The following is a 12,591-nucleotide window of genomic DNA, read 5'->3' as shown; positions in this document are numbered from 1 at the left end:
CGGGGAACTCGCATTACTCAAGGGGCCTGCGCCGGCTGCTTCAACAGCTGTCAGCACCTCCTGCAAGCAGAGTGTCAGAATTCGGACTCTCTCTATTTTTAGGAATTGGCACCCAGTTCCTGCCTCTCCACTTTGTGAATGTGAAACGAAACCAATGCTGTGGACGATTGCCAGAAAGGAACTGAGCGAACTCGGGCGCGATCGCTCCGTCGTGGCTGTACTGGCAACCTATGTGATGATGTTGTCTATCAGTTGTGCGGTGTCTCAATGGATTTGGGCAGAACGAGCCTCTGCCCAGGCGTCACGGCAGTACGCGGCGCGCGAGGACTGGCTCAACCAGCCGACGCAAAGTCCTCACCAGGCCACTCATCGTGGGACCGTTGTCTATAAATGCCCCTCTCCCTTGGCAGGGGTCGATTCCGGTGTCGCCCCCGAACTGGGAACAGAAATTCGGCTGGAAGCTCATCAGCGCCACGAGACGGTCAATTCGGCGAGAGATAACCACGTCAGAATGCTGCGGCTCGATTTTATCACGCCTGCGTTGTTGCTGCAGGGGGTATCGCCTCTGGTGATCATTCTGATCAGCCACGGTCTCATGTCGCGCGAGCATGAGCAAGGGACCTGGGGGCTTCTCGCCAGCGTCGGCCTGACTTGGCGGAAGGCCGTGTTTGGCAAATGGTTGGCCGTGTATTGCGTCGCGGTTGGACTGAGTACTCCCGTCCTGCTGACGTTAATTTCAACGGTAATCTGGTCTCCGCGAGGAATCGAGATGTCGTCACAGGAGCTTGCTGTCCGTGCGGCTGCTCTCTACGGATCGAACCTGCTCTACCTGGCAGGTTGGTGCGCGGTCGGCACGGCATTATCGGCTCGCTTCTCTGCAGGGACATCGTTCGTGCTGTTGATCTCGTGCTGGGCAATCTGGACGCTCATCCTGCCACGTCTGGCAGTCGACCTGGCCGATTCGCGTTTTCCACTTCCCGACGAACACAGTCTGCGTGATTCCCGTGCTACGGCAGTGCGGCAGGGGTCCGACGGCCGTCATTCCCTGCAGGAATTCAATGCGGCTCTCGAACAGGGCCTGCTTCAGAAATACGGCGTAGCGAAGTTGAGTGACTTACCGATTGACCTCCGGGCGGCTCGCCTGCTGGCCGGTGAAAAGTTTACGAATGCACTGGACGATCGGGCAGAGAGACAGATCAGCGAAATTTTTCAGCAGCAGTATCGCGTTGTCGAAGACCTGGTCTGGTTCTCTCCTTACCTGTCAATCCGGTCGATTTCTTCCGCACTGGCCGGCACAGATCGTGGTCATCACGACACCTTCATCAACGCGGCCGAGCAATATCGCAGGGCATTCGTTGAGTCGATGAATACTGCGGAAATGGAACGGCAATTTCCTGGAACTGATGCGGCAGCGGCAAGAGCCTTTTGGAGTCAGGTGCCTGAGTTTCAACAGCACTTTCCTTCTGCAACAACTGTCCTGAGCGCCCACCGTCGGTCATTGGCAGGACTGTTCTTCTGGTGTCTCGCGCTGGCGATGCTCGCGTTACTGCTCCCACGAGGGGGACTGTCTTGAAAGTTTTCGCTGGCATTACGACCGAACTGAGACGCGAATGGCATCTGGCGGTCTCAGACCCCGCTGTACCGGCAACTCTGGGCGTGGCAGCGGTGTTGACATTGCTGGCCCTGCTTTCGGGAATGCTGCGCACTCAGGAACGATGGGAGCGGCAACAGATTCTCGAGCAGGAAAACGTGCAACTGCGTGCTTTTTTGGAGTCCGCTTTTGATGACGATTCCACTTCAAACAGGGAACTAAGCGGGCTGACGCAGGCTCAGCAGGATCGTCGGTCAGAGTTGCAGATGTCTGCCAGATCCGCCGATCTTCTGAGATTCACGGGAGGCCATTGGCGTGCAATGCTTCCCCCTTCCGTGCTGGCAGGGCTGTCGACTGGTGCCAGTGGCGAATGGCCCGATCATTACGACCATGCCGGATCTTCAATCACTGTCACGGTGTCACGAACGATGCGCACCAGTCCCATCCTCGCCGCGGTGGGAACATTTGACCTGACGTTACTGATCGGTGCCATACTCCCTTTGGCAGTGATCGGCCTGACTTACAACGTGGTTACTGCAGATCGGGAACTGGGGCGCTGGGATCTGATTCGCTCGCAGGCGACATCAACGTTCCGGCTCGTCGTCATACGCAGTCTCATCCGTGTTACCGCAATCGCCTTGGTCGTGTTCTTGTTGACGGTCTGCTGGATTCTCATCGCCCCCGTCGGCGACGTTGATCGGGTCGCGATTAGAAACATTGCTCTCTGGGGCGGGTGGCTGTTTGTTTATCTTGCCTTCTGGGGGGCTTTGGCGATCCTGGTCACTTCCTTCAAGCTTTCGTCATCCGGAAGCGGATTGCTGCTGTTGCTGTGTTGGTACGTGCTGGTCCTTGCGGTTCCATCCGCTGTGGAGCATGCGATCAATACTCGCTTTACACTGCCACGTGCTTCGGATCTCATCGCCATGGAAGCCGACGTCAGAAAGCAGCTCGAACAGGATGTGGACGTCGTCTGGGCCGAATTCCTGCAACGCCATCCTGGCATCACGCTGGACGAGGACGATCCTCAACGGAAATTCGTGCTGCGTGATCTTGCTCTGATCAAGGCCATCCGGACTGAAGTCCATCAGAGAACGGAAGAGTACTTTCTTAAATTTCGGCAGCGCGAAGAGCAATTAGACCTCTATCAGATGCTCTCGCCGCTGCTCGCCTGGCGGACAGCGGCTGATCAATGTGCAGGAACCAGTCTGCGCCACTTCCTGGGGCTGGCACGTGAGACAGCTGCATTTCACGATCGTTACCTCAGTCATTTCGAGACTCTATCGCTTGAGGGTCGCGAGCTGATGCTGACAGATATACGAGGACTTCCGAGGTTCCAGGTCAAGAATCTTCCGTCGCAGCTGGATCAAGCCTCCTTGCTGTTGTCGGCAACAACTCTGTTGCTCTGGACCGTGATGGGCGGTTGGACGAACTGGCAAATGATGCAACGAAGTGACCGAAATTAACTGTAGAAAATCCAACATGCTGGAAGCCCGAGAACTCACCAAAGCCTATCGCTCACATGTGGCGCTGAGCCAACTGAATCTGTGCATTCTACCGGGCGAAGTCTTTTGCCTGCTGGGCGCCAATGGCGCTGGCAAATCGACCACCATCAAACTGTTCCTGAATTTCATCAGCCCGACTTCTGGTGAAGTAAAGATCAACGGCCTCAATCCCCGGGCCCATCCCGCACAGACCAGATCCTGGCTCGGCTATATTCCAGAACAAGTCTCGCTGTATCCTCGCCTGTCAGGGATTGAGAATCTGAGATATTTTGCTTCCCTGGCGGGAGAAAGCAACCTGCACCGTCAGCGACTATCAGACGCATTGAAACAAGCGGGGTTGCCTGAAAGTGCGATCGATCGAAGAGCAGCCGATTATTCGAAGGGAATGCGACAAAAAGTCGTGATCGCCCTGGCACTTGTCCGTCGCGTTAAGGGCCTGTTACTGGATGAGCCGACCTCAGGGCTCGATCCTCAAGCGGCACACGAGTTCTCGCGAGTCCTGCGTCAATTGAGCGACGAAGGTGTGGCAATCCTGATGGCCAGTCATGACCTCTATCAAGTTCGCCAGCTCGCCTCACGAATCGGCATTATGCGACAAGGCGTTCTCGTCGAAACATTCCAGTCAATGGACGTCAGTCATTTAGAACTGGAGCAACGGGCACTGCAGTTGATGAAATAACGCAGTTGATTTGCCAAAAGGCGCATCGCTTAATGGATTGAGGCTCGTGAGTCATCCAGTGGGTCGGTTGGATGACCAGATGGCATTGGAAATTCAGTCGGCCGGTTTGTCGTCAGTCTTTTGAGTCTGGACGATGGGGTCGATTCCCCACCAGAGCAGGGCACCAACGATGACGATGGCGCCGGCGACGGCCAGGCTCATTTTCCAGCCAAGAACTTCGCCGTAACGTGCAGCGAACAGGGCTCCCAGCCAAGGAGTGATATAGGGCGAGATTGTTCCCCCCAGGTTTCCGACGGTATTCATCAGGCTGCCAGTGATACCGCCATAACGACCGCCCAATTCCACGGAGGTTGTCCAGAACGGGCCTTCGCAGGCTCCGATCAAGGCGGAAGCGATCGCCAGTGAGATAAAAGTGAGTTGAGGATCGGAGGTGATGAGGCCCAATTCGAATACGGCCCCGCTGGCAATCATACCGATGACGGGAACGATGGCCCGCCTGAGCCGTGGCGAAAGCGATTGCGGAACCAGGTCCGTAAGCCAGCCACCGCAGACCATGCCGATACCCATAGCACCCGTAATGATCGTCGAGTAGTCGCGAGCAACAGACTTGTCCAAATGTTGAATCGTCTCGAAGAAGTATTGAATCCAATAGAAGAACAGATATTGGAAGTAGCCGTACGCTCCGTAGCTCAGTGCGATACAGATGACACTGCGCTGCAGCAGGACCGGGGAGATCTTTCCAAGCGACATGGTCGGACGCTTCGTTACTGCCCGATGAGCATCCGTGTTCTTGTTCGGACGTGTGCTCAGTGTCCAGATGAGTGTCACGATCAGCGTGACAAAGCTCGAGATAATGAGGGCCGTTGACCAATCGAAGTTGTCAATCATTGATCCCATCACACGGTAGGTCGATGCGATCCCAATGATCGCCCCGAAGGTGACCAGCCCGTTGGCGAAAGCCCGAGATCGGGGGGCGACACGTTCACACACCATCGCTGCGGACGCGGGATGTAGAGGAGCATTGAAGATTCCAAGGGCTGAACGGATCACAACGAGACTCGTCCAAAGAGCGAGCGCGTCGCTTTGCAGAGCAGACACTGCGGCATTCAGTCCAACGAAGACGACGGAGCCAAAGCCCCAGAACATCAGGGCGGCGCGAGCCCCATATCGATCGATTAACCAGCCACCAGGCAACATTGCCAGCGTGTAAGAAAGCAGGAACGCAGAATAGACCAACCCCATCCTTTCCGGGGTGAGCCCATATTGGGGAATCAGCCGTTCGCTGCCGATGACAGAAATGCTGATGCGATTGAAGTGTCCGCAGGCGACAACCAGCATGAGCAGTGGAACTGTTCGACGCAGACCATCATTCGTCGCCGTGGATTCTGTCAAGGTTACAGTCCAATGGTCGTCACCCGTCGCGGCCTGATAAGCCGGAACGGGCGCGACATAAGGTTAACGGCAAATTCTGCGGCACTCCATTCGAGGGTTCGGCGCGACAGGATCCGATCTGCCGCGATGATCCGCAATCATGCTCGTTGCTCAGGCTGGCAGCCAAAGTGACTCAGCACATTGTGCATCAAGTTCGACCAACTCGGGTCGCTTGCAAGTGTTGAGCCAGAGTTAATCGAACCGGAATGGAAGACGTTACCTCCACCGGGTCGGTCCCACAAAATCATTTCGGCAGCCGCGGTGAGCGGAGGCAGTTTGTCGGGCATCACAAGCCGTTGGAAATAGTCCCAGGCGAACGCGATCTTTTTCGGATCGGCAAAGCCATCCGCGAGTAACGTCATTCCCGCGGGATCTTCTGTGGGTTGAGTGCCGCCGTGAGGCGCTGCTTCGACCAGGTATTTGGCCATCGTTGAAACTCGCACGTCCCCTTCGTGACCGATCGGTTGTGGGAACGGCTTGCCAGGTGTACCGCCGAACGTGTCTCCGGCCTTCAGGTTCAGCGGTCTTGGTCCCTTGAAGAGGAAATGGTCAGGATTTCGGACGACGTAAGGACCGACGCCGGGCCAGCCAACCCCTTCGAGCGAGAAATATTCCAGACCGAACAGACGCCACGCCGGGAAGCCGCATTCTCGTGACATGCCGCCGCGCTGGCCGTCATGGCTGTGCCAAAGCTCGCCCCGTCGTTCGGCCGGAATCGCTGAGCCCGGTGCGTCACACTTACGACACTCCATGACAGTCGTATCTTCATTGAACGACACGCGCCAGAAGGCGGTATTCCCGGACAGGACAACGGCGTTGCCTCCCCGATCGAGATACCGGCCCATCGCGTTCATGGCTTCAAACGACCAGTATTCACTATGCCCGACGACGAAGACCGCCTGATATCCGTCGAGCAGATTCGGATCGAGATGCAGTTCGGCATCCGTCAAGACGTCGTACGAGTAGCCCTGCGTTTCCAGCCAGACCTGAGTAAATCGGTCCTGCCGACTCAGATGGCTATAGTCCCACTCTTCAGGCCCCATCAGCACGTACGGACCGACAACCGGCCAGGGCATGCGGAAGCCGAGTTGATAGGTTCCCTGTCCAGCACGATGAGGTCGATAGAAGCAATAGGCTGGAGGATCACCTTCACTGTTGGCAAAACCATTATTTCCGATCGACTTCTTCAATCCCTTCCAGCTGGGGCTGAACGACGTGGCTGAATAGGCCTTCCAGCTATTCGTTGCGCAGATGAGAGCGATGGGGGCTTTCGCGCGCGAGGCAGCCTTGTTCACAATGAAGATGGTGTGATAGAGCCGCTCTTCGCCGTCCAACTGAAAGCGGATCCGTCCGACATACATCCCCGAGCGCGCTGTCGCCGGTATGCGATACTCATGCGACACATCCCATCGGCAGTCGAACAAGTCGTCGGACGACAATCTGAGGCCATGGCCTCGCTTGGGATCTTTGAACGGATCATAAGTTCCGAATCGCTCGACGGCCGCATTGAAGCTGGGGCCGCCAATCATCCACGTTCCAAGATTGACGATGCGAGCATTTCGTCCGTGTCCACTCGAATCCGCGACCAGATCGCCACGTTCTTCGTCTAAACGCCAACACGCCAGCAGTTCCGATCCGGTTGGAGCGGTCAGGCCTTGCGCCGCCACACGCGACGCGATCTCAGCAGCGGTAAGCGACTTTCGATAGAGTGCGGGCATCGCGATATCGGCATCGAGCAGGGCCGACGCGCGCCCGTTCTGGCCCGAGGCACCGACCCGCAGCGGCGCCGTTCCCGGACGGAACGTTCCCGAGTGCTGCCACTCACTCACTTTTACGCCATCGACCCAAACCTGCTTTGTTTTGCCGTCGTACTGGGCGACAACGTGGTGCCATTTATTTTCGAGCACCGAACTGGGAGTGTTGTCGGGATAGGATTTCAGCCCTTCCGGGTTAATCACCATCTTAAGTTGATCCGGCGGGGTCGTATGAAGTTTTTTCTCGTCGTAGACACCACCATCGCCCAGATAAAACCCCAGTGAGCCATCTTCGTTGACGAACAGTGCAAACCCGCAGGCATCTGCGTCGTCGAACTGGCTGACGATTGCCTGCCGCTCCAGGGTTCGCCACCGCTTGATCCACAGTTCGATCGCGAATTCCGACAACTCTGTTTTGGCATCCAGCGGTTTCTCGACCGCGAGATAAGATCCGGTATGGATCGCCTGCACGGCTGCAGGAGACGAACCGAAGCTGTGAAGCACCTGATCACGGGACGGGCTATCAACATCCGTCCCCAAGCGACAGACCTGCAATTCATAGGGATAAGAACTGCTCACGTGGAAGCGGATGATTTCGCCCGCAGCAACATTCACTTTGTCCGTATAAGCATGAACCCCGTCCACGATCTGTGCTCGATGAGGCGGAATCGCTTTCGATTCGGCTTCACGTTTTGGCTGCGAGGCCGCCTGTGCGGCATTTCGCTCTGTTGCGTTCAAGCCGGCTGACGCCAGGACACTGCTCGCAACGGCGAGGAACTCACGACGCGTTGGATCGGACATTCGTTGTCTCTCTTAGTGAGGAATTCAAAAGTCAGAAGGTGTAACTGTGGTGGGATTCGTGGCCGTCAGGATGCGGAGAGATCAGCAGGATTCCGCATTAGGAGATCGATTGGATTGCAACATCAGGTAAGAATTCCATCAACAATCTCACCATGCACATCGGTCAGGCGAAAATCGCGCCCGGCATAGCGATAAGTCAAACGCTTATGATCCAGGCCGAGCAGATGCAGGATCGTGGCGTGGAGGTCATGCACATGAACCTTGTCCGCCGTGGCGAAATATCCATAGTCGTCCGTTTTCCCCCATGTCAGCCCCCCTTTGACACCGCCACCCGCCAACCACATGGTGTAGCCGTGCGGATTATGGTCACGACCATCGGCTCCTTCACAGGTGGGAGTACGGCCAAATTCCCCCCCCCACACGACTAGCGTGTCGTCCCAAAGGCCTCGCTGTTTCAGGTCCGTCAACAACCCGGCGATCGGTTTGTCGATGGCATGCGTCAATTGAGTATGATCTTCCTTCAACCGGGCATGAGCGTCCCAGCCGCTGAGGTTGCACTGCACGAAGCGGACACCACGTTCGGCGAATCGCCGGGCGAGTAGACATTGCGTGCCAAACTCGGCCGTTGCGGGATCCTCGAGTCCATACAGTGCGTGAGTCGCTTTTGATTCCTTCGTCAGATCCTGCATCTCTGGTGCTTCGGTCTGCAATCGGTAAGCGAGTTCGAAGGAAGCGATACGTGCGTCCAATTCGCTGTCAGGCCCGCGTGAAAGAGATTGGCGGTGGTCCATGCCTGCGATCAGTTCGATCTCCATCCTCTGAAGATCGCGGCGAGCACTGCCGTTACCGATGAAGGGGATTTGGGCTTCTTGTGGTTTCAGTCCATAGTATCCCAGGGGAGTGCCCTGGTACGCGGCGGGAAGAAACGCCGATCCAAAATTGTTCGCCCCGCCTTGCGAAAGATCCTGGCAGATCGTGACGTAACCGGGGAAGTTCTGGTTTTCTGTTCCCAATCCGTACGTGATCCACGATCCCATACTGGGGCGAACAAAGGTGTCGGTTCCCGTATGCCATTCCAGCACGGCACCTCCATGACGGGAATTGGAACAGTACATCGAATTAATCATGCACAAGTCGTCTGCATGACGCGGCAGTTCAGAGAACAGGGAACTCATCCACATCCCGCTTTCACCGTGACGTTTGAAGTCGAACGGCGTACCAACGAGATTTCCCATGCGATTGGGGAATGAGACGACTCGGGGGCGACTCTCGGCGGGCAACGGCTTTCCACTGTCTCGGGTGAGGAACGGCTTGTAGTCGAACGTATCCAGATGCGATGGACCGCCGAACATGAACAGCATGATCACCCGTTTGACGCGTGGGGTGAAATGAGATTCTTTCGGCGCAAGAGGGCCCTCCGAACCGGATGCCTTTTCGGCCAGCATGGCGGATAGCGCTAGACCACCAAATCCAGCTCCCATGCCCGACAACATATCACGTCGAGACCAGACAGGCTGGCAAGGTATTGAACGAGGTTGATGCTTCATGTCTGGTTCTCCGTGACTCTTGCTATGTCAGCCAATGCATCTCGGAAGACGCGAGAGAGTTTTGAATTGAGCAGAGACTTTGGATTGATCGAGAGTTCATCATCGTTTTCAGCAGCCTGCCAAGCAGCAGTCGCGGTGACATGTTTCTCGGTTCAGCGGGTAAGTTTGAGAATGAGGTTCCGTTTAATTGATGTAGATAAATTCGTTGGAGGAGAGCAGTGCACGACAAAGCCCTTCCCACGCAAGTTTGCGCCGGTCTGCTTCGGATTCCGTCCGTAGAGAGCCTGCTAATTGATACTGTGTCAAAAACCGGGACCACTGCTCTAGCTCGTCATCATCCGCAGCACGGCAGAACAGTCGCTGGCAGAGCTGCTGCAAACGATCGCGATCGGATGGCAGAGGTTCCGCGGTGATGGTTTCGCCCAGCTTCCGGGCCGCCTGATGGACGAGTTCCCCATTCATCATGAAAAGGGCCTGTGATGCGACGGTTGTCGTCGCCCGATCTCCGTTCAGGATTGCAGGGTCCGGGTAATCAAACGCCTGGAATACGTCATAAACAGCTCCCCGCAACACCGGGAGATAAACACTGCGACGAGTCGATTGGTAAAGTTCAGGCTTTCGGGCAAGTCCCCCGAGAGACAGATTCTGGAACGGCGTTGATTCCATGGCCGGTCCCCCCATGCCAGGGTCAAGTAACCCACTCACCGACAGCAGCGAATCACGCAGCACTTCCGCTTCCATTCGCTGTCGCGATCGATGCCACAACAGTCGATTATCGGGATCGAGCTGAGCTGCTTGCTCATTCCTGGCGGTGCTCATCTGCCAGGTCTTCGACAGTAGTATGTGACGATGTAATTTCTTTAACGACCAGCCCTCTGCGATGAACTGGCGTGAAAGAAAGTCGAGTAGCTCGGGATGACTCGGGGTCTCGCCCAGCTTGCCGAAGTTATCAACGGTGCGGACCAAGCCCTGTCCGAAATGCCAGCGCCAGACGCGATTGACCAGGACGCGAGCGGGAAGGGGGTGACTGTCGCTCGTCAGCCATTTCGCGAGTTCCCAGCGTCCGCTCGCTGATGCGGTGATCGGAAGTGTTTCATCGCTGGCAAAAATCGATGGAAAGCGGCGTGGGGCCGCGGCGCCGCGTGTCAGATGATTTCCTCGTAAACGGATTTCAAGGTCACCGATCTCTCCTTCCGTGACGGCCATCGCTTTGGGAATGAGGGCATATTCTTTCCACACCTTATCGAGTAGGTTGGCATGTGCCGTTCGCTCTTCCGGAGTCATCACGAGCGTATTACCATTCACAAGCGCATTGTCATGGCGATCAGCAATCTGCTCTAAATCTTCCAATCGCAGCGCCGCTTCTACACTACCTAGTCCCGTGGTATTCCATTTGGAATCGACGCGGAATGTGATCATCGTCTTAGTGCTGTTGAAGATCCCGGCCAGAGAATAATAGTCACTCAGCGAAAGTGGATCATATTTATGGTCGTGACAACGTGCACACCCCATTGTCAGTCCCATCAAGACACGGCAGGTGGTATCAAGTTGTTCGTCGACAATGTCGAGTTGCTGTTTGATAGGATCGTCCTCAGCCAGCATTTTGGGACCGATCGTCAGAAACCCGGTCGCGACGATCAATTCATCACGCTTCGACGGGTCACTGCCAGCCAGAATGTCTCCGGCTAACTGCTCGTGAATGAAACGATCGAAAGGCTTGTCCGTGTTAAACGAACTAATGACGTAGTCTCGATATCGCCAGGCATCGGAGTAAGCGAGGTTGTCGTCCATTCCATTACTGTCAGCGTAACGCGCCACATCCAGCCAGTGGCGTCCCCAACGCTCTCCGTACAAGGGAGGCTCCAGCAGGCGGTTCACCACGTGCTCGAATGCATCAGGTCGATGATCATGCAGAAACGCATCGACTTCCGCAGGGGTCGGGGGGACGCCTAACAGGTCGAGAGTGACTCGGCGCAACAGCGTACTTTTGTCGGCACCGGCGGCAGGCTTTAGCCCGGCGACATTGAGACGCGCCAGGACGAAACGATCAATCGGAGAGGCCGACCACTCAGCATCGCCAACTTCGGGCGGATCGACTACTCGAATCGGCTGAAATGCCCAGAACTCGCGAGCCTCTTGATTCCACTGATCTGGTTCGTCAGTGGCCTTTGCGGCAGCAACAACCTTCGCCGATCCCGGCCAGGGGGCTCCCATTTTGATCCACGCTCCGAGAGCATCGATCTCGGCTTGTGGCAGCTTCTTCTTCGGAGGCATTGCCACGGCGCCGTCGTGCTTCACCGCAAACATCAGCAGGCTTTGCGACGGCTCACCTCGCGTCAATGCGGGGCCCGATAGCCCCCCCTTCAGTAATCCTTCCAGAGAATCGACCCGCAGGTCCGCTTCTCCCTTGCAGGAATCAGGACCGTGACATTCGTAGCAGTGCTCAACCAGCAAAGGCCGAACTTTTGTTTCGAAGAATCGAAGACCAGCCTGGTCCTGGCTCGGCTCGCCGATGGAGTCTTCTCCGCGAACAGAGGCACTACTGATCGCCGCAAGTAAGATAATGATGTAAGGGGTAATGCACTTCATGTAACGCCTCCGCAGCGAAGCTGGGATTACTGTCCGATCGTTCCGAACGTTTTTCGCAACTGCAGTTGCAGAGACCGTTCGCAATGATCACGCATTGCTGCTTCGGCTGCATCGACATCGCGAGAACGAATTGCTTCCACGAGCTCCGCGTGCGTGCGGTTAGGGATGGGCAGGGCGTCGTCCTGTGCTTCGTCAATCGCGAGCAACCGTACGAGATGACATGACTTGAGCGCGATTGGCAGTGATGGGATGCCCGAGTTTTCTGCAATCTGCAGATGAAACAGCAGGTCTTTCTGCCGAGCTTCAGTGAGATTTTCTTCCACATCCACCAGGCGATCGACTTCCTCTGCCATCGCCTGCAGTTCGTCGAGCTTGCGGCTTCCAATCTGGACCGTACAACGGCGAATGGCCTCACATTCAATGGCGATACGCAGAACGTGCTGACTTCTGACGGTTTCCGCGTCGAACCGCTTCACGCGTGCGCCGTAGTTCGGCTCGAAGTCGACAAGCTGTTCGTGAGCCAGCTCGCGCACGGCTTCCGAGACCGCGGCGACCGTCACACCCAGCGATTTGGCGATCGGTCGCAAGGTCAAATGGGTTCCCGCCGGAATCCGACCGTCCAGAATCTGTTCGCGCAGATCCAAAAATGCCTGCCGAGATTTGGTCAACGCTTCGACCGGAAATTTACTTGTCATCT

At 56.3% G+C, this 12,591-nt stretch carries 8 protein-coding genes; 3 read left to right on the top strand and 5 right to left on the bottom strand.

Going from position 1 to position 12,591, the window contains the following annotated elements; all coding sequences use genetic code 11:
• Positions 1-154: 154 nt before the first annotated feature.
• The 3 genes from ACGY09_RS25545 to ACGY09_RS25535 are packed head-to-tail and all read left to right on the top strand — an operon-like array spanning position 155 to position 3,772.
• Positions 155-1,573, top strand: coding sequence for a DUF3526 domain-containing protein (locus ACGY09_RS25545; protein ID WP_397569972.1), 1,419 nt, complete (start codon positions 155-157; stop codon positions 1,571-1,573).
• Positions 1,570-3,054 carry a DUF3526 domain-containing protein gene (locus tag ACGY09_RS25540; protein WP_397569971.1) on the top strand — a complete coding sequence of 495 codons (1,485 nt, stop codon included), beginning with the start codon at positions 1,570-1,572 and terminating at the stop codon, positions 3,052-3,054. The genes ACGY09_RS25545 and ACGY09_RS25540 overlap by 4 nt, the downstream gene beginning before the upstream one ends.
• 16 nt (positions 3,055-3,070) lie before the next feature.
• Positions 3,071-3,772, top strand: a complete 702-nt coding sequence (locus tag ACGY09_RS25535; protein WP_397569970.1) for an ABC transporter ATP-binding protein — start codon at positions 3,071-3,073, stop codon at positions 3,770-3,772.
• Between the two features lie 93 nt (positions 3,773-3,865).
• On the opposite strand, the gene ACGY09_RS25530 is transcribed toward ACGY09_RS25535, so the two are convergent.
• From ACGY09_RS25530 to ACGY09_RS25510, 5 genes are all read right to left on the bottom strand, one after another.
• Positions 3,866-5,164, bottom strand: a complete 1,299-nt coding sequence (locus ACGY09_RS25530; protein WP_397569969.1) for an MFS transporter — start codon at positions 5,162-5,164, stop codon at positions 3,866-3,868.
• A gap of 137 nt (positions 5,165-5,301) precedes the next feature.
• On the bottom strand, positions 5,302-7,758 hold the full coding sequence (locus ACGY09_RS25525; RefSeq protein WP_397569968.1) for a N,N-dimethylformamidase beta subunit family domain-containing protein: 2,457 nt from the start codon (positions 7,756-7,758) through the stop codon (positions 5,302-5,304).
• 122 nt (positions 7,759-7,880) lie between these two features.
• Complete coding sequence (locus tag ACGY09_RS25520) at positions 7,881-9,305, bottom strand: DUF1501 domain-containing protein (protein ID WP_373652149.1); 1,425 nt, start codon at positions 9,303-9,305, stop codon at positions 7,881-7,883.
• Between the two features lie 183 nt (positions 9,306-9,488).
• Entirely contained in the window at positions 9,489-11,894 is a 2,406-nt protein-coding gene (locus ACGY09_RS25515) for a DUF1553 domain-containing protein (RefSeq protein WP_397569967.1), read from the bottom strand.
• A 26-nt stretch (positions 11,895-11,920) separates the two neighbouring features.
• Entirely contained in the window at positions 11,921-12,589 is a 669-nt protein-coding gene (locus ACGY09_RS25510) for a GntR family transcriptional regulator (protein ID WP_373652151.1), read from the bottom strand.
• Between the last annotated feature and the right edge of the window lie 2 nt (positions 12,590-12,591).

This window comes from Schlesneria sphaerica (genome assembly GCF_044336245.1).
Classification (GTDB): domain Bacteria; phylum Planctomycetota; class Planctomycetia; order Planctomycetales; family Planctomycetaceae; genus Schlesneria; species Schlesneria sphaerica.
The sequence above is the reverse complement of the archived record's forward strand: the minus strand, read 5'-3'. Positions and strand labels throughout refer to the sequence as shown.